General features: G+C 38.9%; 28 protein-coding genes. 3 read left to right on the forward strand and 25 right to left on the reverse strand.

Features of this window, described 5'->3' with window-relative positions; genetic code table 11:
• Window positions 1-19: 19 nt before the first annotated feature.
• From G9U52_RS25290 to G9U52_RS25340, 11 genes are all read right to left on the reverse strand, one after another.
• On the reverse strand, window positions 20-238 hold the full coding sequence (locus tag G9U52_RS25290; RefSeq protein WP_166153448.1) for a hypothetical protein: 219 nt from the start codon (window positions 236-238) through the stop codon (window positions 20-22).
• A gap of 61 nt (window positions 239-299) precedes the next feature.
• The gene (locus G9U52_RS25295; protein ID WP_166153449.1) at window positions 300-956 is read right to left on the reverse strand and encodes a WxL domain-containing protein; all 657 of its coding nucleotides are present in this window, start codon (window positions 954-956) and stop codon (window positions 300-302) included.
• Between the two features lie 137 nt (window positions 957-1,093).
• Window positions 1,094-2,095, reverse strand: a complete 1,002-nt coding sequence (locus G9U52_RS25300; RefSeq protein WP_207953188.1) for a hypothetical protein — start codon at window positions 2,093-2,095, stop codon at window positions 1,094-1,096.
• 221 nt (window positions 2,096-2,316) lie between these two features.
• A complete protein-coding gene (locus G9U52_RS25305; protein ID WP_166153451.1) occupies window positions 2,317-2,571 on the reverse strand; it encodes a hypothetical protein in 255 nt (84 codons plus the stop codon).
• Between the two features lie 75 nt (window positions 2,572-2,646).
• A complete protein-coding gene (locus G9U52_RS25310; protein ID WP_166153452.1) occupies window positions 2,647-3,204 on the reverse strand; it encodes a hypothetical protein in 558 nt (185 codons plus the stop codon).
• 6 nt (window positions 3,205-3,210) lie between these two features.
• Window positions 3,211-5,121 (reverse strand): glucosaminidase domain-containing protein, encoded by a 1,911-nt coding sequence (locus G9U52_RS25315; RefSeq protein WP_166153453.1) that lies wholly within the window; start codon window positions 5,119-5,121, stop codon window positions 3,211-3,213.
• Window positions 5,122-5,173: 52 nt separating this feature from the next.
• Window positions 5,174-7,384, reverse strand: a complete 2,211-nt coding sequence (locus tag G9U52_RS25320; RefSeq protein ID WP_166153454.1) for a hypothetical protein — start codon at window positions 7,382-7,384, stop codon at window positions 5,174-5,176.
• Window positions 7,381-9,504, reverse strand: a complete 2,124-nt coding sequence (locus G9U52_RS25325; RefSeq protein WP_166153455.1) for a VirB4 family type IV secretion system protein — start codon at window positions 9,502-9,504, stop codon at window positions 7,381-7,383. The genes G9U52_RS25320 and G9U52_RS25325 overlap by 4 nt, the downstream gene beginning before the upstream one ends.
• Complete coding sequence (locus G9U52_RS25330) at window positions 9,501-10,355, reverse strand: hypothetical protein (protein WP_166153456.1); 855 nt, start codon at window positions 10,353-10,355, stop codon at window positions 9,501-9,503. The genes G9U52_RS25325 and G9U52_RS25330 overlap by 4 nt, the downstream gene beginning before the upstream one ends.
• A gap of 3 nt (window positions 10,356-10,358) precedes the next feature.
• Complete coding sequence (locus tag G9U52_RS41805) at window positions 10,359-10,661, reverse strand: PrgI family mobile element protein (protein WP_375790287.1); 303 nt, start codon at window positions 10,659-10,661, stop codon at window positions 10,359-10,361.
• Between the two features lie 76 nt (window positions 10,662-10,737).
• Window positions 10,738-11,136: a hypothetical protein gene (locus G9U52_RS25340; protein WP_166153458.1), complete on the reverse strand. Its 399-nt coding sequence runs from the start codon at window positions 11,134-11,136 to the stop codon at window positions 10,738-10,740.
• A gap of 319 nt (window positions 11,137-11,455) precedes the next feature.
• On the opposite strand from G9U52_RS25340, the gene G9U52_RS25345 reads away from it, so the two are divergent.
• Entirely contained in the window at window positions 11,456-12,085 is a 630-nt protein-coding gene (locus G9U52_RS25345) for a hypothetical protein (protein WP_166153459.1), read from the forward strand.
• A 198-nt stretch (window positions 12,086-12,283) separates the two neighbouring features.
• Here G9U52_RS25345 and G9U52_RS25350 read toward each other — a convergent pair whose 3' ends face one another.
• From G9U52_RS25350 to G9U52_RS39380, 14 genes are all read right to left on the reverse strand, one after another.
• Window positions 12,284-13,105 (reverse strand): hypothetical protein, encoded by an 822-nt coding sequence (locus G9U52_RS25350; protein WP_166153460.1) that lies wholly within the window; start codon window positions 13,103-13,105, stop codon window positions 12,284-12,286.
• A 170-nt stretch (window positions 13,106-13,275) separates the two neighbouring features.
• Window positions 13,276-13,506, reverse strand: a complete 231-nt coding sequence (locus G9U52_RS39370; RefSeq protein WP_207953189.1) for a hypothetical protein — start codon at window positions 13,504-13,506, stop codon at window positions 13,276-13,278.
• A gap of 45 nt (window positions 13,507-13,551) precedes the next feature.
• The gene (locus G9U52_RS25355) at window positions 13,552-14,382 is read right to left on the reverse strand and encodes a hypothetical protein (protein WP_166153461.1); all 831 of its coding nucleotides are present in this window, start codon (window positions 14,380-14,382) and stop codon (window positions 13,552-13,554) included.
• An 87-nt stretch (window positions 14,383-14,469) separates the two neighbouring features.
• Window positions 14,470-15,603 (reverse strand): Rad52/Rad22 family DNA repair protein, encoded by a 1,134-nt coding sequence (locus G9U52_RS25360; protein WP_166153462.1) that lies wholly within the window; start codon window positions 15,601-15,603, stop codon window positions 14,470-14,472.
• Window positions 15,604-15,621: 18 nt separating this feature from the next.
• Entirely contained in the window at window positions 15,622-15,843 is a 222-nt protein-coding gene (locus tag G9U52_RS25365; RefSeq protein ID WP_166153463.1) for a hypothetical protein, read from the reverse strand.
• 29 nt (window positions 15,844-15,872) lie between these two features.
• A complete protein-coding gene (locus G9U52_RS25370) occupies window positions 15,873-16,118 on the reverse strand; it encodes a hypothetical protein (protein ID WP_166153464.1) in 246 nt (81 codons plus the stop codon).
• A gap of 372 nt (window positions 16,119-16,490) precedes the next feature.
• Complete coding sequence (locus G9U52_RS41005) at window positions 16,491-16,619, reverse strand: hypothetical protein (protein WP_279538744.1); 129 nt, start codon at window positions 16,617-16,619, stop codon at window positions 16,491-16,493.
• 292 nt (window positions 16,620-16,911) lie between these two features.
• On the reverse strand, window positions 16,912-17,310 hold the full coding sequence (locus G9U52_RS25375) for a hypothetical protein (protein ID WP_166153465.1): 399 nt from the start codon (window positions 17,308-17,310) through the stop codon (window positions 16,912-16,914).
• 565 nt (window positions 17,311-17,875) lie between these two features.
• Entirely contained in the window at window positions 17,876-19,237 is a 1,362-nt protein-coding gene (locus G9U52_RS25380; protein WP_166153466.1) for a hypothetical protein, read from the reverse strand.
• 1,138 nt (window positions 19,238-20,375) lie between these two features.
• Window positions 20,376-21,572 (reverse strand): RepB family plasmid replication initiator protein, encoded by a 1,197-nt coding sequence (locus G9U52_RS25385; protein WP_166153467.1) that lies wholly within the window; start codon window positions 21,570-21,572, stop codon window positions 20,376-20,378.
• A gap of 17 nt (window positions 21,573-21,589) precedes the next feature.
• A complete protein-coding gene (locus G9U52_RS25390; protein WP_166153468.1) occupies window positions 21,590-21,808 on the reverse strand; it encodes an aspartyl-phosphate phosphatase Spo0E family protein in 219 nt (72 codons plus the stop codon).
• Window positions 21,809-21,825: 17 nt separating this feature from the next.
• Window positions 21,826-22,485, reverse strand: a complete 660-nt coding sequence (locus G9U52_RS25395) for an HD-GYP domain-containing protein (protein ID WP_166153469.1) — start codon at window positions 22,483-22,485, stop codon at window positions 21,826-21,828.
• Between the two features lie 594 nt (window positions 22,486-23,079).
• Window positions 23,080-23,349: a GNAT family N-acetyltransferase gene (locus tag G9U52_RS39375; RefSeq protein WP_207953190.1), complete on the reverse strand. Its 270-nt coding sequence runs from the start codon at window positions 23,347-23,349 to the stop codon at window positions 23,080-23,082.
• Window positions 23,346-23,861: a hypothetical protein gene (locus G9U52_RS39380; protein ID WP_207953191.1), complete on the reverse strand. Its 516-nt coding sequence runs from the start codon at window positions 23,859-23,861 to the stop codon at window positions 23,346-23,348. Before G9U52_RS39380 ends, G9U52_RS39375 begins: the two co-directional genes overlap by 4 nt.
• Window positions 23,862-24,299: 438 nt before the next feature.
• Between G9U52_RS39380 and G9U52_RS25405 the strand changes: the two genes are divergently transcribed.
• Window positions 24,300-25,274 carry a hypothetical protein gene (locus tag G9U52_RS25405; protein WP_166153470.1) on the forward strand — a complete coding sequence of 325 codons (975 nt, stop codon included), beginning with the start codon at window positions 24,300-24,302 and terminating at the stop codon, window positions 25,272-25,274.
• 389 nt (window positions 25,275-25,663) lie between these two features.
• Window positions 25,664-26,797: a hypothetical protein gene (locus G9U52_RS25410; RefSeq protein ID WP_166153471.1), complete on the forward strand. Its 1,134-nt coding sequence runs from the start codon at window positions 25,664-25,666 to the stop codon at window positions 26,795-26,797.
• The last annotated feature ends 126 nt before the right edge of the window (window positions 26,798-26,923 follow it).

Here is a 26,923-nt window from a genome sequence, read left to right on the forward strand (position 1 = left end):
CCAAATTTTATAGCTATAACTAAACAAATAATGTTAAAAGAAAATGTTTTTTCAACAATGAAAACTCTTTATCTTTACCACCAATTCGTTCTAAATAAATTTTTCTTTTCTTACCATTATCATTTTCTATGACAAACCCACCTTCAAAAATTTCCAACACTACATAGCAACAGCCTTTCGTGTGATTTAGTTTATCTGAATACCCAATATCAATATTACAATGCAGCACTTCTTTCATAACTATTTCTCCCAACAATGTTGTTCACTTGAATGCATAGTTCTTCCCCTCTCCGGCAGAACTAAATACCTGTTCCCAAGGTGTATGTAAACGTTGCAGTGTAGGATCCATCCAACAAACCAACGTCACTACCTACAGAATAATTGCTAGTTCCTGGTGCTGACAGAGTTTTCACTTTTCCGGATTTCGGTAGACGTAAAATGAAATTAATATCTGTTTGGTACTCTCCCATTCCATATCCAGCATCTGCGACAATCATCTGAGTCGGGCCTGTGCCCAAGGTTACCAATGAATCACCGACTTTCTTTGGACCATGGGTAGCATCTTCGGCTTGTCCTGCATCAGCGTTCCGATATACACTCCAGACCGAGGCATCTAAGTACCCGGACGAGAACCCAACCGTCATCGTGGATCCTCCAGCACTGTTAGTTTTGTCTGGTAAAGCTACACTTTCAAAGTCACTTACAGCTATCGATAGTGACCAGCCTCCACCCGTACCTCTAGAATCATTGATTAACGGATGTATATTTTTTTCAGTGGTAACCACTGTAGAAGCGGAAATTACAGCTGCAGGAAGTACTAATGTCTCTGGTGTTACAGATAAGCTGCCCCCAGTAAAACTCGTGCTGATTTGAGATGTAGTATCTGCGAATACCGTTGTAGTTGCTGCTGCAAAGATAATACTTGCTAAAAGAGAACTAATGATTTTTTTCTTCATTAACAATATTTCCTCCTTATGTTGGCTTTTTATAACGAAACATTCTATTCAGAATTGCGTTTGCTTTACATCAGCTTGCTGGAGAGGGAAAGAACTATGCATTCAAATATCAAAATCATATAGAGATAAACCATAAACTACTCTACATTAGGATATGTTTCTTTCTTTTTTCTTTTCTTTGAAAACAATAAGATGAGAACTATGACTAATAACAAAATGATCCCAGATTGCATGATCCACTGAAAAGTATTTGGTTCATCGACAACACCCGTAACATCGATTTTGTTTTCTACCAGATCTTCTTTAGCTTTACTCACTTCTTGTTTACTAACACTAAATGTAAACTGCTGTTTCTCTGTACGTTCTGAATAGCTAACTACAGCTTCTGCGGTGTATGTTCCTGGTGCAAGCAACTTATTACCAGTTAAAGATTGGAACTCAGAAGTTCCATGATAAAAGGAAAGGCCCTTATCATTGCTAACCCGCTCCACTTCAGCTCCTTTACTATCCTTGGTAATTACTGAAAAGGTCGGGTGTTCTAAAATGGTTCCTTTATTGCTTAAACTTAATAGGTATGTTGGCTTGCCAGTCGTATCATAATCATAGGCGAACTGATCAATACTAATTTTGTGTGTAGCGTTATTCTTATCAATTTCTATGACAATTTGTTTACCTTCTTCTGTATTTGCTGGACCACTGACACCTACCATTTGTCCATTTATTTCTGCTTTGGTATTAACCGTACCCACATTCTTTCGTAATGCCACAGCGAGCAGTATATATTGGCCCGGCTTGGTTTCGCTTGGCACAGTAACGGAGTATGCAATTTCTCTAACTTCACCCGGCTCTAAAGTTGCATTTACCACATCACCACTCGCCCAAGCACCTGCAAGCTTCCTAACGTCACCAGGCTTTCCATACATTAAACCACCAGCAGGGGCGGTTAGCTGGTCTGAAAGATACACAACTCCTTCATCTCGTTCTTTACCCTGATTAAATACCTTAAACTTAAAAATCTTAGTTTCTCCTGGTGACATTTTTGTTTGGTAAGAATCAGTAGTAGAATCGGAAGGAGCAATATTAAACCCTGCATGCGCTATAGTACTTAATGTCATTGACATCACTGCGGTACTGATCATTACTTTCAAAAACCTAGACATACTTATGATCCTTCCTTCTCTAAAATCTAAATGTTTAAGTTCATATCGTTAGTTTTTTTACAAAAAAACTCAAAAAAAAACGCGAATCACCCTTATAAAGGGCAAATTCGCGTCTTCCGCTCACATATTGAACTATATTCTTATCATACTATATAATCTAAAAACTGCAAAGATTCAAAACCGAGAAATATAAGTATTAATTATCGACAGCTCGCCCTTAACCAAATCCAAAAACGGAATAATATAGAATCTGCTCTTAATCCATTAATTGATATTTCAATATAGTTTCGAGTACACGAATGCTTATAGTAATGGATGCCATAACAATCATGGTACATGTACATCCAACCTTCTAAATACTTGCCCTTTTTGGCACAATATTTATCAAATGGTCCAAAGGCAATATCAATATCTGTGTGCACAAAATATCCCGCTTCTTCTAATTCCTTCTTCATTCGCCCTCCAATCCGCCGATAATAGTGAGGAGAATTATTGTTGTATTAATTGGGCTACCATTATAAGGCTGTCTCTTATGATCGATTAATCTCCCTGAAATACCATTGTTTTTGCTGATCATGGGCACTCGTCATTTCAGAAAGTCCGATCGTCAATTTTAATATTTTACCATCTTGTAATTCAATCTCTACCTTACAGCTCATGTTACGGCTTATCTCTGCAGGTGGTGTAATCTTAGCAAGCTTCATTTCTCCGATATTGAACAAATGAACATATTCCTGAATATAGTTTAGCTGGTTTACTGGTTTATCCCTTTCCATTAAATCAAACAGATAATTGGAATCTATCATGGCTCCCGCTTCTTCTAGTCGCCCTTCATTAATGAGGCTTAAAAATGATCTTACAACATCTTGTAACCTCTCTCGAGTGGCCGTTGATTTACCGATCAGTGGGCCATCGTTCTCTCCAGACTCTCTAACCATTGCGATGACCTGTGGTGATACTTTTGATTCTTCAAGCAATATGGGTAGAGGTATTTTTTTATCTGGTGGATTATGAAAAAGTTTGGGCAATGTAAAAATGCAGACTAATACAGTTAACCAAAGAATTACAACAATCTTAATAATTCGCAATATTAACTACCCCACGTTCCTAGTGACATATGCAGCTGGATTTACTGGATTACCATTATAATGGACCTCGAAATGAAGGTGGCGGCCAGTAACATCACCTGTTTGTCCCATCGTTCCTAAAACGGTTCCAGCTTTAACTTGTTGACCTTTTGACACCTTAAGACTTCCAGCTTTCATATGAGCATATAGAGTTTCTAGACCACCGCCATGGTCTATAACCACTTTATACCCGTATCCATCAGAAGCATCACCAGCTAATATAACAATGCCATCCATAGCTGCAATGTTAGGAAATTCTCTTGTGTCTGAATTGGCAGGTGCAATGTCCATGCCTTTATGTTGTTTTAGCACTCCATTTGTTGGATTAACTCTCATACCAAAATTTGACGTTATGATAGTAGCTGTCGTTGGCCATATCATTTGTCCAGGTAAAACTGGGGGCATATCAACATATGATCCATCTTCTGAACCAACTAATGGGCCTCCCACTGAAATTCCGTAATTTCCATTGTAACCATATAGCATGAGTCGAGTAGGATCATTTTCTTGGATTCCTGCAGAAACCAATTCAACATCATCCGTATTTAAATTATATTTCATTAATACAGCATCAAATTTATTGAAATTAGGAATCCCACAATTCGCTAGTACCACCGTACTGCTCCCTGGTATATAGCCAACATCCTCCCAAGGAAGTCCCGTTTCCGGATTCTTTCCACCATCCTTATCGTATTGTAGCAAGTTATAATCATGCATGAGGTTTTTCAAATTTGTGCTGTAATTTGGATTTGTTGCATAACCGGCTCTATGTATCTCATTCGCAAATTCGTAAGGGTTATTCATAGAAAGGGCTGCAGCATATCTTGAATTATCTAATAGAAATTTGGTATGGTCTGCAAAACCTGCAATTGCATTAGGGTAAGCTCTGAACTCTGCTAGAACTCTTTGGGTAATTCCATTTATCACTTCATTAGTCCACATCGATACAGTATTACCGGTCCAATTGTGCTTCTTAATACCAAAGAAATTAAAATACTTAGAAGCTAACTCACTTGTTCCCCATCCCCCTTCCTCAACTGCCTGAGCCAGTGTCACACTTGCAGGGACTCCGCTCTTTCGAGATTCCTCTTGCGCGATTGGACCATATTGCTTAAAAAAAGGATGGGTTTTTGTACCAATACCAGTTAATGAGGGAGCGGGTGAATAGCCTGTATTGGTATTAGAACATGAAAGAGCATTTCTTACCCAAGTTGTCGTTGTAATGTAGGTTGATGGATATGACTCTGTTTTAGTATTCTGGGAATAAGTAAACACTTCATCACGGTTCCAGGCGTGGGCCTCCACCAAGAGGCTGACGGTTGTACGATTCGTACTCGTATTTGAACGCGAATTCCCTTCCGAATCAGTATAGTTATTCACAATTGTTTGCGTATTAACAAAATTTTGATATACCAGATCGGGCTTAAGTGCGTTTGCTACGGAGCTGGGATCGATATCTTCCGGATCTAATCCCAACTTTATTATTCGCATATTATCGATCATTTGTACCACGATTAGCGGCGGTCGATATTCTTCCAAGGCTGATGTTTTAACGATTGCTGCATTATAAGCAGCTGTAAATCTTTGAATCGTTGCTGCATCATCCCCGCCAATCCATCGAACATATACGAGTGCTCCTCCAACAACAATGATCACAACAATGCAAATCAAAACAGGAATGCCAAAAAGAGCTACTAATGCTGCTATGGCTTTGGCGATTAATTTTAGAAGTAGTTGAAAAAGTAATTTCGCAAGTTTTTTCAGCACCTCTTTTATTAATCTTTTTACCACCTGTTTTAATTTATCTTTGAAATGATTGCCGACACCACTTGCCACTTTCTGCATATTCCCTTGCGGAAATCCATTCATGCCATCCATATAGCCCTGCATTCAAGCAGGGTATTCACCTCCTTCTCTAGGCATAATCGTTTTAGGTTGTTTGTCTAGGACTTGTTGATTTTGAATGAGAATGCATGGATGGATTGCTTAATGAAGAAATGTTAATATTTCGCCTGCGAAGATCTACGCTATTAGCGGAGCGCCCTTTTTCTAAGTAATCATTTGGATTTACGGTTTTACCCTGATGCACCATCGATTGTCCCTCAGAATCGAAGGTCATAGGCGGTACCTCTTCCAAAGTACCTGGACGAGTGTCCGATGCTTGCATCATTGGCTTGATAGAAAAAGGTTGGCCATGCTCTTTATGGGCTGTATACGGTTTAACAACAACCTGTCCTTTGTTTAGAGACGAATTACCCTTTCCGATATTTGACATTCTGATATATTGACCTTTTTCTTCGGACGCTAAGAAGCTACCATCTTGTGTCTCGACCGTATAAATTTTCTGATTAGGTTGGAAACTACCAGCCGATAGAGGCTTACCTGCATGTAATTTTTGGGCAAATCCCTCTCCTATTTCATAGCCACCTCTTCCTCCTACAATTTCACCTATAGCGCCGTACGCACGCTCAGCACCGGCACGACGCAGAGCAGGGTCGTTTTTCTCTGCAACCCCCCCTTTCATACCTTTAAAGGCTGAGCTTACAGCAGAAGTGACGACAGGTGCACTTTTAACGAAAGCTTTAGTTACAGGATCAGCATTTTGATATCTTTGGGAAGATTCTCCACTTTCTGAATTATTTTGATCACTGGATTCACCAAAATGTTCTTTCGTATTTCGCATCCAAGACTGCATTCCTTGACCGGCAGCCGCAATACCTGCCCCTCCCCGATAACCTACCGCTTCCCCTACAGCTGCACCCGCTTCCCCTAATACGAATTGTCCAGCGGGTCCAAGTCCAGTACCCATCGCTGCACCCGCAAAACGCATACTGCCTTTTCCTATACCACCCAAAATTGCCCCTCCGGTTCGTAAACGGGAAGCGAACGCGTTTGATGAAGGAGGATTTGATCCTCCAGGGCTTTTCGAAGAACCTCCACCCATACCTACCATGCCACCCACTTGCGACATGACAGATTGGCCACCTCCACCAGCCGAGGATCCTCGACTTCCTGATTCTGCGCCGCCACCTTTACTAGCAGAAGCACTGTTTTTTACGGTGGAAAATCCACCCATAACATCTTGAGCAGCTTTTCCCATGTGAAGGAAAGCACCCATCCCAGCAGCTGTTCCAATCATGGCAAGTTTTGATCCCGTTTGACTCGTTGCTCCGAAAATAAAACGTACAGATTCAGATATAGGAATAAATAATGCCATGGCAACTGTTACGTGGAACCAGCCAAGATTCGTATCAAATAAATTGAAAAAGAGCCAAAATAGACCTGCATGTATAGCTTGTGCAACGATCTGCGACCACAATTCTTTAAAAGCAGCCATAGTGATCCCCTGAAGCATTGGGTAAAACATCATCGCAATCCAAAATGGAGCCAGGACAAGCAACAGTGATATGACTAAAAACCGCTGTAAATAAAACACCTCCCACCAAATCGCTACACCACGCGTTGCAAATGATACGATTAATTTCCCTAAGCCGCTCTGTTCTGTAGCGAAATCCCGAAGTACGATCCGATCGCCTTCGGGTATTCTGGAAGTCATAGATCCATTTAAATCAGGACCATAAGAAGACAGATCAATGGGTTGCTTAATGTCTTGATAAATTAAACTTACGATCATGCTATTTCCTTTGAACAGGGTACCTGAAATAGTAAAGAAATTTCCAACCAGAATGATTCCAACCATACATTTGATCAGTGTCTCTGTTGTTTCAATTTTTAGAGTTGATGAAAGAGGAGTCATCGAATATAGCATCCCAGCTTTAATCACTGCAGCCGTAACGATAAATGCCATGGCAATAGAAAATAGAGCAAAGCCCCTGCGAATGACATGGTTATAATTGGCTTCTGTATACATCCCAAGTTTTTTATTCTCACATCCGACCTCATCTTTAAAGCACGATTGATAAAACACATGGTCACCAGGATCATGGATGCCTCCAAATACAGACAAGATTTTATCAAGCACCCATAGAATAGGTTTCGCATACCAAGGATCCGTTTCCAAGTAATGATGCTGATACATACCGGTGAGCGGACCTGCCATTACTGTCGTAGGAGGAATTAGTACTCCTCCCAGAAAAACAATAAGGAGAAGTACGAAAATTAACTTCCTGTTTGCTATCATATTTCTACACCACCTGAATCTAAATTACCGTCTATATCCATATCCGGTAAAAGCCCGTGCTTTTGAAGATAATCCGGATCTGTATCAATAAATTTACGCATTTCATCGGAAACAGTAACCTTGATGTATGCTGAACTCCCTCCGACCCGCAAAATACCTTCACCTTTACTATCATCTTTTGACGATTCTGGGGGTCTCCGGCAAATAATATCCAGTTCACCCTCTGAGAAGTTGAAAATAGATTTTAGTGTGTGTTTTTCTTCTGAAGAAATTTGTCCTAATCTCAGGAATAAAGCTGATGTTGCGTTCTTAACGACAGCAATACCATTGGGATCGTCGAGGAAAGGCATAAGATCCTGTGTGATAATATCGATCCCCGCGTTATACTTACGGCTCCGCCTCCCCATGTCTTCCACGAATTCCATTCCCCCGGGTATCCTTTTTTGACGCCAAGCCTCTTCGAGCTTCAAACGTTTGCGGTGTTTTCTTAAAGATGGACGCTTAATAAAATATTCCCAACCCAGGGTAGTAATCACGTAATTCATGAGATCATATATGTCGCTTCCTTCAATTGGCTTAATATTAAAATTGATCCAACAAACCTCATCCAACATATTGTCGACGGGTTTTCCGTCTCCGAAGTTGTTTTGCCCGTCCAGGAGTTTGCCATCAGGATAATCATTAAGAAAACCACGCAAGACCTTAAGCAAACGATTTGCAAATTCATCTGATAAAGCCTCATACGTTAATAATTCATAATTCGGATTAATAGTGCAGTTTCTCATTATCCGTTTGTAAATATCTTTCAAAGTAATTTCTTGCTTTCTCTTTTTACGATAGTCAATCCCGCCTGATTCAAGCTTAAAAGCCATTTTCTCATCTTCATAAAGCGTCTCTGGATTTTCAGTAATTCCGAAATCACTAAAAACATCAACAATTGCCTTTTTAACAATCGATTTTTCTTCAGATGAAAGTCCCCCAGCCAACTTGTCATAGAACTTCAATAGTTGCCCGATTTTAGAGCCAATGGGTACGATGACTTTATTAACACGCCGGCCATTAGCCAATGTGATTTCCACTTCTTCTTCTGTAATCGCACAGACATTAATACATACGGTACTTCCTTCGCGGATCTCTACCTCTCTACCACCCATAAGACGGCAAATAGGTCCGTTTTCACCATCAGGGTCAATGGAGAATATCCGGTAACCTAAGAGAACCTGAGTAGCAGTAATGTGCTTACTACTAAAACTTTTTCCAGAACCAGAAGCACCCACTATTAGCGATGTGTAAGAGTCTAGGTATGGGGCAAAAACATTAAGAAATTCCATCGTGTATACATGCTTATTGACGCCAAGGGGAACGCCACCTGTGAAGGGAATCTTGCTGGAATAGAACGGTGATGCTGCTACTAGCGCAGATCTATCAAAAAACCTACGGTCACCCCTTTCATTTAACCGATTATTGCCAGTTGGCAAGGTTGATAGCCAGCCATCCCTCTGTCGGTCATACAAAACTCGAAGATTATGATCCATGCCTATCAAATCGTCTTGTATAATCATCCCTATATTGTCGAGAGTCTTTTCATCTGGCGCATAAACGGTTGCTACACATGAGCCCAGAAAACCATCATTATAGCCATCGGATATTTCTTCTAGCAATCTTCTCGCTTGCTGCATCGATTTCTCGGCGTCAGCAGCTTCTAGATCGTTGCCGCTTTTTAACATGTTTACGAGACGAGCTCCTTCATCTGTAGCTGCAGACTTATAAATTCGTACAGCCTGGCTCTTTGTAAGCTTAGTAATGTAAAATGTGACATTAACTGCGCCAGCACGATACAGCGTATCTAAAGATCCTGTCGTAAGATTTGTGGGGCCAAATTCTAGTAGAAATGAGCGGAATGGATATTCACCTACTGAACCTTCGCTTTGATAACCAATATCACGAATATTTGCCGGAATTTCATGTCCATTTAATCGAATAAGATCAAAAAACGAAGATTTCTTTACATCAAATCTCTCATCTGCATTATCTATTTTTTTATCCTGTTCTTGTGTATCTTGTTGTTCATTCTTCTTCTTAGTGGACCACTTGAACTTGAATGGAAGCTTAAATTTCATTCTTCGTTCTCCTCTTCCTCAAGATAACGGTAAGAATCTCTTGAATAATCACTTAGAGCAAATTGAGATAGCGTGTTTTCTCTTTCAAATAATCTACGAAAATTTTTAATGCTAGCTGTTTTCTTATGTGTGGCGAAATACAAAGCCTCATACAGTTGCCGCTGTTGGCAAACTTCCGAATATCCGCCCATTTTCCCATAATTGCTCATTATATTACTACCAAGGCGGCCAAACTCATTTCTTACCTTTATCAGGATGGATTCTTCATCCATATCTCCAATCAACTTCTCTGTATAATCCAACATAACAAGAAAATAACGAGCATAATCGTATTCTTCGACAGCCTTTTGCCATGTTTCCATAAAGGGAAAAAACATAGATTGAGCATAACGCTGAGCGATGGGGTCTAGATTCGGAAAATTGTCGTAATATAATTTCATCTGGTCGACTAATTCAATTGGGCGAGAATGTACATGAGGCGCAATTTTAACTTCACGACCCGGCCCCAACGAAAGGCTGGCTAAAAGATGCTCATATGCTCGATCTGTCTCTGCTTGCTCATCATAGGAACGAAGAGCGTAATTGATCGGTTCGCATCGAACGGAACCGACAAATTTTCGAACATCTTTATTATCAGAATGCAATTCAAAAAGATTTCCAAAAACTTGTTTTACTCCTATCAGATCATTGAAGGAACCTTTTATTTCTTTGACTTGAGTAGCAGCCTGCCGCTTGTTGCTATCCTTTTTTTTCCTTCCAGATAATCCAGGTATGATTGGCTTATTATTTAATCCACGATAGAGAAAGTAAACAACTAATCCAATTCCCAAATACATAATGATGTCCCACATTTTTTATCCTCTCCAAACTCCACTCTGCGATTTTTTGTGTCTAAGTTTATACCATAAATGCCGATCCATGTAATGCCCGGTTAACGGACTTTTGATCATTGCAAAATAAAGAAAAGGTAAGGATAGTGGGATGCACATCACCATAAAAATGATATTAATGATGAAGTCCAATGAATCCACATATGCAAATTGGCAAGATTGAATAAGTGTCAATAGAGCTCCTCCAAAATAGGCTGTTTGTCGCCATGAAAAACTCCAGTCATACAGTTTAATCGGTCTTCGTTCTTTTTCAGTATCAAATGGCATTATTGCTCTCACTGTAGTTGTCACCCCTCATTTATTAAAGACCTCTACAAGTGGTAGAGGTCTTTTAACAAAAAAATTATGTTGCTGCTTTCGCAATAAAGTAATCTGCAAGGGAAGGTGCTTTCGCAATGATAATGATTCCAACAATTGCAGCTAACATGGCTCCAGTACCTTTTGCCCGATTTTGTGCATTACCTAAAGATACTGAAAACATAATGGCTCCAATAACGGCACCTGCAACAGCAATTACAGCTCCAATAATCCTAAGAACCAAAATCCATTCTTTAAGCGTTGTTGTGATTTCCGTTACTTGCCCTGTACCTCCGGTACCTACTGTTGCACCGGTCTTAAAATCAGTTACTGCATGAACCTGATCAACGCCCACAAAAGCACCAAGCGACAGAAATGAAAACATCATTGCCAGCACCAAAAAATAAGAAGTACCCTCTTTAAAAAACCTTTTAAATTTAACCATTCGCCGCAGCCCTCCAAATATAATTTTTGTTAATGAGCGGAAACATCTGCACCTCCTCGCAAAAAAAGACGCAAAACTAAACCCATAAGGTTTAGTTTTGCGTCTTCCGCTCTTATTTATGATTGATATTGAACAAAAAAAATGCCCATTCAATATTTGGTTCTACCTCTTATTTTAGCGAATCTTGTTATATCTGGCAACAATGAATTATCGTAAAGCAATATTAGGATTATATTATGATATTGAACTATTTTATGGAAACCTATATAATGGTCATAAACTAATGTGGGATTAGTTAATTCAACGAAGGAAGGTGTTTATGATGTTAGATCCAATTATTGAATTCATACAGTCACAATTAAATTATAAATCAGATATTCCTGTTATTTTAGTTTTTGCATCAATCATTTTTTATGGCTTTATGATGTATGTTCCACGTGTTTGGCTAGTTATGTCAACAACAATTGCTATTTTGATTACTCTTTATTATCCGATTTATTTTATAAGCCCGGTATTTTCAAAATTTTTAGCCGGCTTAGGCTTGATAGGGGAACACTGGCTAATCGATGAGAATGTGGTACGTAACATAGGAATCGGAATTTTCATTGGGATTATTCTTACAAGTGCATTCCTATATATGTTTCTAGCTACGATTTGGGAATTGAATCAACGAAGGAACCCTATATATATGCTGAAATTAAAAAAAGAGCCATCACATAAAAATTACATGATGGCAAAGTCATTAATTGTGGATCAATATTCAAAAACTGAACTAGCCTTTTTTTTAGATAGGCTAGATATGACCGATATAAATTTTATTCAAAATAATTTGGCTGAAGAAACCGATATAAAAACCGCTATGGCTTGGGTATACATAGGTGTCCCGGTTCGGCGCGCTGTTACAAAAGTAAGAATTGACTTGCAATATCTGAATCAGGCAGGTGCATAAATGTGGTAAATACCCCTAAATTCAATTAGGGGTTATTTTTATTTCGATGTATTTAATACCCTTTCCACATCACACTTTGGTATTTTTATCAGTTCGCCTTTCTCGCTTCGACCCCAAATATTGCTGCCCATATTACCTAAGTATCTCATACTAATGATTTGCCCATCATTCAAAATCACTGATACTGGATCATGAAGATTAATCAATACTTTTTCTTTCTCCGGGGGGTGCTACGTCCGGAACTGAATCATCACCGTAAAAATAACGTCCTAATAAATCTCGGTAATTGGTGATTTTGAATGGGAAATGGTTGCCTTGTTTGCCTATGAAGAGCTCAACATTTTTATCAGGTCCATTTTCTTGCCTAACAGCAAATAACAATCCATCAGTAAAAGCCCCGTAACCTCTTTTTACAGCATTCTTTAATATCCCAATGGCTTTTACTTTACCTGCTGATGTTATAGCCTCCTTAAGTCCAAATGTATTTTCAATAATAAAATGAAAGACTGCTTGAAGAGCTTCACTGTTCGTCATCTCTAATGGTGGTTTCACTATATTAAAGTTCACTTTTTCTAATCTGACAATCTCATCTTTTTTAAGAAAGGTCCGTTCATCATAAGTACCACATTTACCAATAAGGTAATCAGATCCAGTCTTGCCTCCCGTCGTGCCAATAAATTGGTATGGGGAAATTGATGATGTCCAAGAGACAAAAAAATATTCACCTAATTTTAACTGTTCGCCTCGGATTTCATGTTCATGCTGCTGTACGCCGGTAGAATTATATGATTGTGCCAAAAAGTCATTTCTTACGTTACAGTCAGATCCCCGATTAACTATGTTATCTATTTTTCGTTCAGAAAACAGAATCGACTCGGTCACTGGCTTCTCCAGAGACCGCAACACATGAATAGAATTTTGGCGTTCTCTAGTATTTACCTCATCAGAATGAATAACCAGTTCATTGTTGTTATTTATCTCAAAAAAAAGATTGTTTTCACTTTTTGTTCTGTTTTTCAATTCTGTGTACCCTCCTAACAAAACAAGCCATTGTATTCCTATATCCAATAAAAAAAAGCCATCAACCCGCATTAGCGGATTATGACTTTAGTGGGATAATTTATAATAACCACTAATATAATTTTTTTAAGAAAGGTTACTCTAACAAAGTGTTTGAGTAACCTTCTCTTTTAATTCACTTTTTTACTGCGATTAACAATAAATCGATCAGCTGTTTCTTTTATTTCCTCAATAAATGGTGATGGCCAATTACTCGGCATCTCATTAATTCGATAGCAGCTTATGATATCACCTGTGTTGCGCTTCAATTTAATCATAAAGTAAGGTCCATTCTGTTTGTATTGGCGCATTGCTAGCATTACAGATGATTCACTAAATAAGGATACCAATTGCATCATCACCTTTATCCATTGGGAACATGGGCATTTTCATTTTATCATAGAATTTCATCCAGCGATAGATTTCTTAGCCATTCTCTGTAAGCGTCTATGGAAAAATTCATACATCTTTGTTTCCTCATCCTTTTCAAGGAGAACAAAACGTAGTTGAATGTCTACGATTCTTCGAAACTGATCGAGTTCTTTCTTTCTTAAAAAACCCATTGCAATGAATTCATCCACTTGTTCCATATCCACTTTTCCATATTGTATGAGAAACGATTCGCCAAAATGTTGGTAGATAGATTTAATATCATATGATGATTTCCTATCCAGCAGGGATACCGATCCGAAAGGCAGGGATAATTTTTTCTCCTTTTTTAGTAAACGGCTTTTCATCATTTTCTTTTTTGCATCTTCATAGAGCTTCTCTATAGTATTTAACATACCATTTAATCGGCGCCATTCATCAATGAGAACATAGGGATCTTGATCTAAATAGGTTAAATCTTCTGCAGCTACTCGACCTGACATATTGGGATTAAATTTCACATAAGGTTGTCCCATAATTTTGAATCTTTCAGCATTTTCATAATCATGCTGGCAATCCTTAAGGCGTGACAAATCAATAGTTCCTACATGAGCTAAGATTCCGATATCATTAAGATAATCATTTAATCTGAGGTGATCTGTTTCATATACATTACATGCAACAAATTTACCGATTACTCCATGGTAATCATTTCGTTTTACATCCATTTCGTCCTGGTAAGTTTTAATTACTTCTTTAATAAAACTTGTCCTTCTTTCCAAACGCTTCATTTCGGGATAGTGGCCTTTTCTAAAGAATGCTTCCATGATTTTTGCAGCGCCGCGAGATTGTATTTTAGTATTTTTCAATATATGTCCTCCTCATAGTAGAAACTCCTCGATTGGAATCGAGGAGTCGGCAAGATTATCTATTAAATATCACATTTGAAATATCAATTAGCCTGCCATACGAATTTCTCTAAGCAGATTTCTACCTTTTGCTTCCCTAGTTGAAACGTGGTATTTATCACCTTGTCTTATCTCCAATTTCTCAACTTCTTCCATCAGTGGTCCCACTGCATATACTTCTGTTGCGATTCCTTTAAAATCAAATAAAAGTTTAAAGTAGGGTTGTCCTTCTCCTTCTATGAAACAATCTTTAAGAATTCCATTCATATGAGAAGATATGTGTCCATTTATTTTTTGTTCTCCAGAATGAACGCTTTGACTCGAATCATTATTACTTGACGTACGTTCCAGGTTATTATTTTCATCTGTTTCTCGCCCTTTATTCAACTCTTCCTCATGAGTCTTAGACCTTTTGTTAATTGCTTCTTGTAAAACAAAATCCATTTGTGAAAGATCCATCCCTTTATTTGCCAAATGTTTCATCCATGTGTCGAAACCATCTAATGAACCAATTCCTTCTTTGTATTTGTTTTTTAATCTTTCCAATTCCTCTTCGGTCGAATTTTTTGTCTCGACAAGGTTTACCTTTGGAAAGTTTCCTTTCGCACTTGAAAGACTCTGAAGGTCACTCGCAAAGATTCCATTCCAATTATTTTTCTCATAATACGACTTGTAATGGTCGGGTAACAATACGATGCCATTCTTAAACTGCTTTTTATTTGTATCCAACCTAAACTTTCCAGCCATTTGCAAATATTCACTTGTTTTGTTTCCAAGAACCATTAATTTCCCACGGTAGATATCCGATGCAATCCCGATTAGAGACGCACATTTCTTTAAACAATCAGAAAGAGCAATTTTTTTGGCATTAAGAATAGCCTGGGGGATTGGTTCAGCTTTCCCTCTTTGGATGACCATTGTTGCATCTCCAAATTGACTCTTTTCGATCCATTCATCTCCACTTCGAATCGCTATTTTACCTAATATTGATACCGTAAAATACTGCATATCAACAATTTGTTCAATTACTTCCAGTTTCCATCCTTGTGGAGTGAAAATTTGATTTAACCGATCTGAAGTGGCTTGCGGGCTAACGAAAACATAGCCATCATGGTTTACGGAATAATCATCATAATGAAAAGGGGCGTTTAAAATGTCAAAAGTATTTTCTGTAATGTTCAATATATTTTCCTCCTCGTTTTATAAATCTTCAGTACAAACAGATTTCATAAATTGTAAGATGTCGTTGTCCTCGTCCAACATGATTTCACTACCATAAATGGGTAATCCTTCATCATGCATTATCACTGTATTAAGAACTGGACTGACGATTACATAAATTAAAGGAGCTACTAATTCATACACATCCAGCTCATCTTGTGTAAAGTCTGCATTAATAATGTAAGCGTAAGATCCGCCCATATCCTCTCTCCCAATTAACCGCATATTCTTCATATTAATGCCACTTTAGAACGTGATAATTCATAGTCACGCCATGACATGTACCTATTCCAAGCTGCATAAAACATCTTGCTATTGTGGGAGTAAAAAAGCTTATATACTCCTTCACACTTATACTCGGTTTCACCTACGAATATTTCTTCAATAAAATCAACCGTCCCAACCATCTTCATACTCTGAATCTCAGCGAATTCAAGTAGGTTGATCACAATTCCATTGACAATTACTTGTTCCATACACCACTGCTCCTCATTTTCATATTTTAAATCTAACTTATATTAATTGCTAAAAGCCAAATGAATGGAGAAAGTATTCTCACAATTCATTTGGCTTGAAAGCACTGCAACAAAAAAAAGCCCATACAGTGCGATATCCTCTTTGAAATAGAACAGACCTATTCCAAAAAATCATACCGCCCGTAGGGCTTTTATCTTCAAGGGACAAGCTCAAAAAAGAGCAAAATTAAAATTAATAGATTTATCATATCACATCAATATTTATTGTTCAATGAATTGTTCAGAACAAAAAATCTGGACAATGGACGCTAATGACTCCGATCCAGCAAGCCAGGCTTCCGATTTAGCTACCAGTGCCAATAATTATATACTTTATGACGGATTAACGGCAAGACTGAGAATATGTGCTGCAGCAACTGGTCGAATGAACGAAAGCAGCAGCAGTCCAAGGCTAACGTCCCAGTTATGCGCAGCAGGTTCCTTTCGATCGTTAATGTTCAAGATTTGTTTGCTTATTACCGCAGTCCAACATCAATCCGACAATAATACCGATCAGCTTCGCGACTTACGTAGTGGTGCTTGTCAGAGTTACGCATGAAGTCATTCCATTTACAAGACTGTCTCGATTACCGCTCCGAGTAAATACATCATTGGCAGCTTGAATCGACTGCTTCCGAACCCAGAAATGAACATAGCAGCGCGTTTGGGAACAACCCCCTCCAACTTATTACATGTGTCTACGGATCCGGCTGCCGCAAGCTAGGAAATAGATTGGGTGCTTGTGCCGGCTTTTTCAACCAGCGCACTCATTGCCATAGAAAACTGGTAAGAGGCATCTTGCAGGCGCCAGCATTGCCCTAATGCGGGCAAACGTGCCAGGTATAGCTCCCTGTTCTGTCAGGGGCCCGGCGGGCGGCTGTGCCTTCAATGCGCAGCTGCCTGCCTTCATCCAGACTGGGCGTAACCGTTGTGCTGCCGGAAGCTCGACGGTTTCTTTGGCCCTAATGCGCTGCGTGCGTGCACGTGCCAGATGTAGCTCGCTGTTCTGCTGGTGGTTCGGCAGGCGGCTTCGCCTTAATGTGCCGACGCCTGCCGAACGTTGGCATAGCTCGCTGTGCTGCCGGAAGCTCGACGGTTGCTTTGCCCTAATTCGCTGCCTGCTTCCTACGGGCAGACCATCATCCGATAGCATGCATCATCCTATAATAAGATTTGATTTATTTTTTTTATTTGTTCTTTTAATGATTTTTTGTTAATAGAATTTAGATGATAGAAGAGCTATCTTAATAATTTATCTTATAAAGAATAGTAGCTAGTAAATAAAGATCTTTTAGAAAAACTTAAATAGCCTCCAAAGCTAGAGTAGGCAAGGGTTTATAAATATTTGAAATTATTTTTTTAGACAGGCTCATTTTTGATGTAATTAATTTAGACACTTTGAAAAACGCGTTAATTAATCAGAAAAAAACAGCACATATTGAATTGAATAGAAACCAAACTACAGCTGGTAATCCATTATCTATCAAATTTTATTAACAATCCACAATCTATATCTGAAAAAATAACAATTGTTGAGCAGTACTTCAAATAGATAAAGCTTATAAATTCTGAATTTTTAACACTTATGTTATGAACTAATGAAATTTCTACTGTTTTCAGCATTTAAAGTATAGCATATTAAACGATGCGTCCAATTTCAATTTATGTACGTAACAATTTACCATAACGAATAGCCCCCTATTATTGCAGGGAGCTCGCTAGGCAAGCAACGCTTTTTGGTTTTGTTGGAAAAGGTCCATCAAGAAGTCTTCTAAGAAAAAGGTTTCATAATGGATAGCCAGCTCTGATCGAGGTGGACGATGCATTTGTATAATATTAGATCTGAGTTCATCACCGTATCTTTTTCTTAAGATTGGCATCGCTCTTAGGCATTGTTTTTTAAATTCTTTGACATTAAAAGTATCCTTGATTGCTCTATAGAACTGGAGAGGTCGAACATCATCTAGTGAACCTTCCTCTCCCATGCCAAGATAACGGTAAATTCCAGTTTCTTTAGCTATATCCATAAATATGATAAAAGCACGATCTTGAATTTCGGTTTGAAGTGAATGTACAATATCCCCCATTATCGTAAAACCACTGTTTGTTAGCATCTCTTTAATTCTAGTCACGGCAAATCGTAGAGTTTTTAAGCTGGCATTATGTAAGAGTTTGGCCAATCGTAAAAATAATTTTCCATTCTCGTAATCTACGATTTCCGCTATCTTATGGTATCTTAGTAAGATCCGCAAACGGGATACGGTTTTGGAGTACGGAATTTTTGCTGGTGGTACAAGGCGGTACTGGGCTCCTTCAATATGTTTTATGAGATAAGCTGGATTAACTACGCAGCTCACTGACCAACGACCGAGAGAATCTTTTTCTACAGTGCTTTTTAGTAGCAGTGGTTGCCCAGCAACTGGTTCCAACGCGGCAAGTGAGTTTAGGAGCTCGCGGACTTGGGCAGGTCTTGATTTGTGGGTAAGCGTATAGATCCATGAATTTGGACCAATGAACTCTTTAAACTCGGCATTTACTTTATCACCGTTACGCGAAACGATATATAGATAAAGCTTTTGAGCGCCCAGCTCCAAACTAGTAAAAGAATCCTTGAATACAAGTGGGTTAAAGAGAACAAAACGACCCGTGTCTCTTTTGAATGACTCTATTTTCCATTCATAAACAATTCCATCCCTTGTGATGGAAAGAAGCCCAAGTTGAATAAATTTATGAACCTCTGCATAAAATTGCTCTTTTGATGCCATATCTTCGTATTCTTCATTCATAAGACAATACAAACGATGTATAGGCATGCCTACTAAGGTGCCTTCAGTATTAAATCTCCGGAAAATTGTCATCATTAAACGGATGGACATGCTGGTGACATGAAACATACGTAAAGGATGACTATTACCACGGAACATAATTGTTTTATCATTTGCATATGATTTCTCAAGGTTGAGCAAATCAGAAAGGAAGGTGTAATCAACTGAAATAGGAAAAGTTGGTCCAGCCGCTCTATTATTTAATTGCATGTAACGGTTTGCATTTGGTTTGGATTCAAGCTTTTCAAGAACCATTCAATTGAACACCTCCCTTCTGTCTTTTATGTAAAAAAGGTTTGATAACACCTTCTAGAAAAGGTATAATAGCTGTATAAGACAAAACAAAAGCAGACCTTCGCAAATTCCATTTTTTTGGAATTTCGAGGCAGTGATATTTGATATTTGATATTTGAGATTTCTGGTGGGGACCTGATAATCTCGAGAATGTAATGAAAAGGATTGTTTTGAGTGGTGGTACACTCACTAGATTAAAGCTCCCAGTGGTATGGGGGCTTTTTTGCTATGTAAGAATATAGAAAGACTACATTCTTACTTATTCGACAATACCATGATATGAAAATTTAGGCAATCGGAGTACGTTGTATAGTATTTTAGGAGTACATTGTACACTTATCAGCATTTTAGGAGTACATTGTATAGTTATAGGAGTAGGTTGTATTTTTATAGGAGTAGGTTGTACATTCAATTGGGAGTAGGTTGTATACCTCAAGAATTTTTTTTTTTCATTTTAAAAAAAAATGATTTTAAGAGTTACATTACATTCATTCGATTCGTTCGGCTTCGCCCAGAAAAATGAACCAATATCATGATTGAAAACGGGTGGTTAGAAAAACCGCCACATGCGGTCGACAGAGATCGATTAGTAAACGGAAAAACACTATGAAATTCGTTTTGAATAATTAAGATTTAATACACAACCAGGGTCACGAGTCATTATTAAATTCCCAATTTTATCCAATTGTTTGCGGGTGGTGTCAACTACGCTGGTACTACCCCTGGTAACAAGAGACAGCAGGTATATAAAGATCAATCTAATAATTTAGGAGTACATTGTATAGATTTTAGGAGTACATTGTATAGATTTTAGAAGTACATTGTATAGATTCTAGGAGTACGTTGTATAGATTTTTAGGAGTACGTTGTATAGATTTTTAGGAGTACGTTGTATAGATTTTTAGGAGTACGTTGTATAGATTTTTAGGAGTACGTTGTATAGATTTTTAGGAGTACGTTGTATAGATTTTTAGGAGTACGTTGCATAGATTTTTAGGAGTACGTTGCATAGATTTTTAGGAGTACGTTGTATAGATTTTTAGGAGTACGTTGTATAATAATAAAAACAGCCAAGTATCGACTGTTTTTTTAGCAATATTTATGAAAGAAAAAGAGTAGTTTTGTTTTGTTGAAGGATCCAATTGCTTGGTTCAAAGTCAACAAATTTCTGCTTCTTTGCCCCTTGAGCTCGTATTTGGAAGGAAGTAATTACATCCTGGTCTTGTAGGTAGGTAAGGGCGAGTTGCACATCTTGTGCAGCTCGTGCACGGTTACCGGTATCAATTTGTATGATATCAAGCAGATCATCAATATCAAGAGTTCGGACATTATTTACTGCTGCTTTAATTATATGCTGGTAGCAAATTTTAGCAAAAGCTGTTGGTAGTTCCGTATAAATAATCATATTCAAAAAAACATAATTACCTGCAAGCATATTGTTATAAATCCTATCATGAAAAGTTATTGAAACTTTACGTTCCTTTCCATCTTCCTCTTGGGTTCGAGCTATCCATCTCAAATTACTTACAATGTGAAAAAAATCTTTGGTTGAATAAATACCATCTATTTCTGGGTCGTAATATTCCTTCATTATAATTTCAGTGGCAAAAATATTATCAAGGCTATTCCTAATCGTTTTGTACTCCCCACCAGATGGGGTTGTATTCATTTCACGGGCAATGTCTTTTAATTCTAGTTCCACGGTTTGTGGTCGGCCTTGGAGTAGCCAATTCTTTGTAACACTTAGGAAAACTCTACCATCATACTGGCTCAACACAACGCCGCGTGTGTTCTTATATGCTATCTTTTTCCTATCGATTTCTATATAAGATCTTGAGCCAAATGTATCAACATCTATTTTTTCATACTTTTTAAGTGTTTTAGGTTTTGGTGATGCAGCAACAAAGAGTCCGCCGGTTATTATATTGTTATCAAGTGGATGATCACTTGATTGTCGGTTTAGTTCCCGCTTCAATGTTATAGCTTGGCCAATAGCGCTAGCTAAAATCTGAGCTTTGCTAAGCTCAATGTAGGTTTCATCTGGCACAGCTTTTTTCGAGCTCTGCAGATTAAATGATTCTCGCAATAGTTCTGTTTCTTGCTTACTTATTTTTTCAAACATAGACTTAAGCTCATGTAGATTACATCGAATAAGACTCTTAGCTAATCTGGAGATATCACTATCCATTGCTCGCATAATTTCATCTTCAGACATATCATTAGATTTGAAGTTTTTCTTTCGGTTAACTAGAAATGGAATATCATTGGTTAGGATGTCTTGAATCTTTTGTGCCATTTCTACACTCACCCCCTTCACTCTCCCTCTATTGTATATTGTTCGTACCTTGATAGTCCAGTAAGAGGGGATGCAATTTTATAAAGCTGTACGATCAACAGATCGAGCTCCTCGGATTTTTGCAAAACATCTCTATGTTGAAAATTGAAGTTATAAGCTAGACCAAGAGCATTAAGTTCCTTCCTGGTGGATTCAATTTTGGTTGTTAAATTTTCATGCAATGTTGTTTGCGTCATAATGTTCCTCCGCCCACTCAAACTATGCCGAAAGTTTTTTCGGAAATATTATGGTTTGAACTCCAGTTGGTAAGAAATTTTAATAACTCATGAATGTAATCTCCTTCAAATTGGTGGTTATTTTCAATTAAATATTTTAAGATATTTTCATCACTTAAACTGTTTGGCCGATATATGCGGGGTAATTTTAACGCTGAATAAACATCCGAAATGGGAGCAATTCTACCGATGATACTTTTTTCAGAAATTCCATGAGGATATCCGCTCCCATCTAGTCTTTCATGATGTGTTATACAGAACTGGAGGATATCCGAGCCGAAGTCAAGCTTTTTGAGTGCCTCATAACCACTTTGAACATGGTCAACAATTGTTTTGTGTTCTTCACCTGTGATTATTCGATCAGATTTAAGTATGGTGTCCGGTATTTTGAGTTTACCGATATCGTGAAGCAGCCCCGCCAGGAACATCCTCTCCCCTGTCTGTGTTTCACCAATAATTTGTATTGCAAGATGGTAGGCAATAAATGCAACCACTACGGAGTGTTCAGCTGTCTCTTGGCAGCGATATTCAAGTGAAAGAAATAGAGCCCTTCCTTTTTCCCACTCTACTTGGTTCTTGTATTTAGAGGCTAATCGTTGAAATAAGAAGCGGGAATCTATTAGCATTTTTTCCATCATTTCCTCCTAAAAAAAAGACGCGAAACGACCCAGTTACGGGTAATTTCGCGTCTTTCGCTCTCAATAATATCCATTTTTTCTATCATACCGCAGGGTGAATATTTTGTAAACTTTTTATGCATAAAGAGTTACTAAAAAATATGCATTCTGCAATCCAAAATGCTACAAGGATCATTATCTATCCGCATTATTTTAAAAAAACTTTCTCGGAGCTAGGAGCTACCAGATGGTTCGTCGAGGCTTGAAGCTGCCGCAATTCTGGGTGCAACCAGGAATGCGGATCAGCTGCAGGAGGAATCGGAAATGGGACTGCGCTGCTGTTCGGTGATAATAAAGTATTAGAACGGAACCCCTTAACTATCAAGGAATCCCGGTCATTTTAATTGCCAAAATATCAATAGTTTTAGACTCAATATCGGATTAAAGTTGTAGACTACCCCATTGGGCTATCGTACCCGTTCGCTCAAAAGGTACTCCATTCACATCATATATCCATCTAAAAAAGATGTATTTGTTATCTTCATCTTGCTCTTTTCTGCCCAATCAGCGTCGGCGCTCACCGCGGTTGCTCCAACACGAACGGCTGCGTCCGAGTCACGATCGGAAGCCCTGCTTGCGCAGGATCGGCGCGGAGGTCGGTAGCGCGTCGACGAAGGTGTGCGTCCGGCCGCGATCACGGGCTTCCTGCAACCGCGAGGCGACCAGCGCGGTGAACAGTCCCCGTCTCCGGTGTGTGGTCTTGGTGCGACCCCCAGCTAGTTCGGCGTAGGGACCTCCGGGTCGGAAGTAGACCCGCCCACAGGCGACGGGCTCGCCGTCAATGTAGGCAATGTGGATGCTCATCTCGTCCGGATTCTCCTTCAACTTAAGGGCCAGCGCGCGCCGCTCCTCCTCCACGTTGTGCCTGCCAATCTCGCGGGACACCTCGGCGTAGTCCACCAGGTCGGCTCTTCTCGGACGATCCTGATCTCGTGTTCGCCGCTGTCACCGAAGGCAGCCAGCGATGCCTCGTCCAATGGCAGGACCAACACTTCCTCCTCATCCTCGGCCTCGAACCCGGCGGCGACGAGCCGATCGGGCAGGTCGATTGGCGTATCGTGACCGTAGTACTTCCACTCCAGGCTATAGCCGCCGGAGACGGCGGCATCCAGCTCCCGGTGGATCAGGTTATCGGTTTCCTCCGGCGGTAGGCTGGGGAACACGATCCGGCAGTCCGATCCGTCCGTGGAGCGATCCACGAACACGTCACCGCTGGCAGACGGCACGCCCAGCGACCGTCGCTCGGCATCCAGGCCCGCCAGGATATCGGTTCTTATGATCTCGCCTGTTTCATACACCATTTTCGCTTTCTCCAGAGCCTGGTTCTCCTTGTCCATGTTCGACACGTTCTCCTGCCTCCCTTTGTTTTAGGAAATTTTGTTTCCCTCTTACTATATTACGTCTGTCTGTCCTCAACACAATTCTAAACGATTTCAACTACCCTTACAGAACGGCTGCTAAGTTACAACAACCTCCTGTTTTGCGTTAAACTGCCCGTTCTTAGTCCCTCAGTAAATTTATTATATGATCTTATCAGCAATCGGATCACATTCTTGACATAAGAAATGACAAGAATGTGATCCGATAAAATAAAAAAACCACTATTTACGCGTATTTACGCGGATCTTAATCGGATTATATGTAAGAGAATCCGCGCTGATGATGTTAAGTCAATTGAAGTTTTAAGATTTATGAAATCAGAATTCATTTCCGCATTCAGTACCCGTTGTTTTCATAATTTAGGAAGGCTACAATCAGTTCAAGAGGTGAGAGAAATGTTGAAAGAGGAAATCCTCCAACAAACTATGGAACATGGGATAGCACTTAGTTGTGGAATGATAGAAAGATATGTTGAATACGGACTGATCGTTGGTAATAAGGATAGCCAAGGATATTCAAAAGGGGTATCCACCCTTTACCACGAACGTACGTTGGAAGCAATTCTGTTAATTGATAAACTTAAATTAAGCAAGCTATTCAAGCACCAGAAGGATTACATCTTCATTCTGTTCTGGAAAGGCTATCCCATCCAATGGGACAAGCTTAAAGCAAGGCTCCTAGAATTCCATTCTAGCGTTATGGATTCATTCAAAGTCATCGCTGACTTCACTGCTAACCCTAGTTACAAAGAGATAATAGACGATATTGCAGCCGATGAAGTAAACACAAAAAAAACTATCGGGCGACCTTCTAAGCACTCGATTGAAGCTCAGAAGAAAGCAGCGTGTGAAACAGCTACACGAATCACTCTCATGAGTAAGATGATCTCTGGCATATTCGATAATGAAGCCATCTCCCTGGATGTATTTCAAGACTTTAATCAACAAACCAAAATCGATTCCGAGTATCTTAATGAATCCATACTTGTTCATGCAAACAACTGGCTCCAGATGAAGACATGGCGAAATGCTGTAAAGAAATCCAATGAGCAAGATTATATCGAAACGTATGAGCTAATAACCATACTTAAAGAATATTGGTCAGACCTAGTACCAAACAACGATAACATTTATGATATCCCCCTCATAGGTGGGATCGTACAAACATTTGAGGAGAACTTACATATTAAGGTCTTCTCAGACCGTCCATGGTTCTATAGATTCGTAGTTCTCATTCTGCTAAGTGGTGGATTTCGCCAAATTCTTTTGGTGTTCTTATCCAACCCAGATACCAGGAATAGCTGGGAACAGCTGGGAACAGCTCGTTGCAGCTATTCCTCTATTAATAGAGAACACATCGAGAGGAGGTGATACTTAATGGGTAACGTCGGAATAGCTTTAGGAGGCGGTAAGGCCTTTTCAGCTCCTGCTTGGTTTATTTTTTTAATCATCGGCTTCGCAGTAATCGGAGCAAAATATTTAATGAAGTAAGCCAAGAACTAATGTATATGAGCTTGAAAAAGCACCTTTCTGATTAAAGAGAAAGGTGCTTCGCTATTGATTACTTTGGTTTTACTATACACTTCTTCGATGGAAGTAATCTCTTTATCGGAGAAGCTAATGAGTGCTGGAAATATCGATTAAGTATGCTAAAATTATTGATTTACGAAAATCCAAGTCATTTCATGGTTCTCTTACATAACTTCGCCTAAGATAAAGATAAGAAGTTGTAAGATATCATTCAAGGAGGCGACTTAGAAATGAAGAATGGTTTATATTATCACCCAGAACGAATCAAGGAAGAAAATTCCCCCGTTATTACAAGCACCAAGCAATACGAAACTTTATCGCATTTTATCAATTTGATTGAGGATTTAGCTCCAGAGTGCGTTAAAGCACTTGAACAACTTCTTGGTTCATATGAAATTGCCTATAAATGGTTTATAACAAAGAGGTTTGACCATACCACCCATTCTCCATCCTATTGGCACTTAGTGAGAGATTCAAATACCTCAGAAGAATTCAAAGGATTCAGAGAATTACAACAGGGATTACTGGACTGGACATTACGATTTAACTTAACTAGTCCTAGTGAGTTCTATACCCAACTGGCACTATGGGCGGTATCAAGTTACTTTGAGGATACCTTAGAAACAGAAAGAAAGAAAAGAGTAACTGATGCAAAAAAATTTACCAAACAAGTAGGGATGCCGTTAGAGCAATATTGGAGCACCTTTAGGAACAAACCATATGAGGAAGTAATTTCACTTATTGATTCTTTATACTTAGAGGACGATTTAGACGAGGATGTGCTTACTGAGACTCTTGGTCATACTAATAAATTACGAAATTCTTTTTTTGATGATGCCCTCCCTTTTGTCTTTGCCCCTAATGATTTATCCATCTCTTTATTAAAGAGCAAAGAAACAACACTTTATCATTTCGAAGAGATACTTAATTTTGATTCAAATAAAACAAACATAATAAAAAGAATGGCAGCCGGAGAAAATTTTGAAAATTACGAACCACATGATTGGTTTTCTGGAAAAGGGTGGGATCCGAGAAGTGAAACATGGAAGGATTTTGAGAATCAATTAGATGAATGGTTCTCTGCTTATAAAAGAATGTACAGGGAACGATCGGAAAAGCTTCTTGAAAACAATGGATACGTTAAAAGTAAGGAGAAAAGAAGCTTAGAACATTTCAAGTGGTTGGTTCGATACCAAATCCAAAACTGGACTTTGAAAGAAATTACAGATCATTATAGCGAAGAAAGCGACGATATTTTGAATGAAGACACAATTTGGAAAGGTATTAAGAGTACATCTGAACAGGTGTTTTTAACACTCCGTTCACCGAACAAAAGTGGTAGACCAAAAACAGATAAAAGTTAAATTTCACAAATACCTATGGGTGGTGATTTGATGTGGCTATACGCTCATTATGCGCTGATTAAGGGACCCCGCCAACAAAACGCGGATAACGTACGCTAAGGTATATTTATTGGATCATTCGCCAAT

Origin of the sequence: Paenibacillus agricola, from assembly GCF_011440305.1 — a bacterium.
Lineage (GTDB): Bacteria > Bacillota > Bacilli > Paenibacillales > NBRC-103111 > Paenibacillus_S > Paenibacillus_S agricola.

Coding starts and splice junctions, on each gene's coding strand:
- G9U52_RS25375 (WP_166153465.1), bottom strand. CDS start 17,310: ATGCTATCGGATGATGGTCTGCCCGTAGGAAGCAGGCAGCGAATTAGG.
- G9U52_RS25290 (WP_166153448.1), bottom strand. CDS start 238: ATGAAAGAAGTGCTGCATTGTAATATTGATATTGGGTATTCAGATAAA.
- G9U52_RS39380 (WP_207953191.1), bottom strand. CDS start 23,861: ATGGACAAGGAGAACCAGGCTCTGGAGAAAGCGAAAATGGTGTATGAA.
- G9U52_RS25300 (WP_207953188.1), bottom strand. CDS start 2,095: ATGATCAGTACCGCAGTGATGTCAATGACATTAAGTACTATAGCGCAT.
- G9U52_RS25320 (WP_166153454.1), bottom strand. CDS start 7,384: ATGATAGCAAACAGGAAGTTAATTTTCGTACTTCTCCTTATTGTTTTT.
- G9U52_RS25345 (WP_166153459.1), top strand. CDS start 11,456: ATGATGTTAGATCCAATTATTGAATTCATACAGTCACAATTAAATTAT.
- G9U52_RS25330 (WP_166153456.1), bottom strand. CDS start 10,355: ATGTGGGACATCATTATGTATTTGGGAATTGGATTAGTTGTTTACTTT.
- G9U52_RS25410 (WP_166153471.1), top strand. CDS start 25,664: ATGAAGAATGGTTTATATTATCACCCAGAACGAATCAAGGAAGAAAAT.
- G9U52_RS25380 (WP_166153466.1), bottom strand. CDS start 19,237: ATGGTTCTTGAAAAGCTTGAATCCAAACCAAATGCAAACCGTTACATG.
- G9U52_RS25365 (WP_166153463.1), bottom strand. CDS start 15,843: ATGGGCGGATCTTACGCTTACATTATTAATGCAGACTTTACACAAGAT.
- G9U52_RS25315 (WP_166153453.1), bottom strand. CDS start 5,121: ATGGATGGCATGAATGGATTTCCGCAAGGGAATATGCAGAAAGTGGCA.
- G9U52_RS25305 (WP_166153451.1), bottom strand. CDS start 2,571: ATGAAGAAGGAATTAGAAGAAGCGGGATATTTTGTGCACACAGATATT.
- G9U52_RS25395 (WP_166153469.1), bottom strand. CDS start 22,485: ATGATGGAAAAAATGCTAATAGATTCCCGCTTCTTATTTCAACGATTA.
- G9U52_RS25325 (WP_166153455.1), bottom strand. CDS start 9,504: ATGAAATTTAAGCTTCCATTCAAGTTCAAGTGGTCCACTAAGAAGAAG.
- G9U52_RS25340 (WP_166153458.1), bottom strand. CDS start 11,136: ATGGTTAAATTTAAAAGGTTTTTTAAAGAGGGTACTTCTTATTTTTTG.
- G9U52_RS25370 (WP_166153464.1), bottom strand. CDS start 16,118: ATGGAACAAGTAATTGTCAATGGAATTGTGATCAACCTACTTGAATTC.
- G9U52_RS25295 (WP_166153449.1), bottom strand. CDS start 956: ATGAAGAAAAAAATCATTAGTTCTCTTTTAGCAAGTATTATCTTTGCA.
- G9U52_RS41805 (WP_375790287.1), bottom strand. CDS start 10,661: ATGCCATTTGATACTGAAAAAGAACGAAGACCGATTAAACTGTATGAC.
- G9U52_RS25390 (WP_166153468.1), bottom strand. CDS start 21,808: ATGACGCAAACAACATTGCATGAAAATTTAACAACCAAAATTGAATCC.
- G9U52_RS25405 (WP_166153470.1), top strand. CDS start 24,300: ATGTTGAAAGAGGAAATCCTCCAACAAACTATGGAACATGGGATAGCA.
- G9U52_RS25385 (WP_166153467.1), bottom strand. CDS start 21,572: ATGGCACAAAAGATTCAAGACATCCTAACCAATGATATTCCATTTCTA.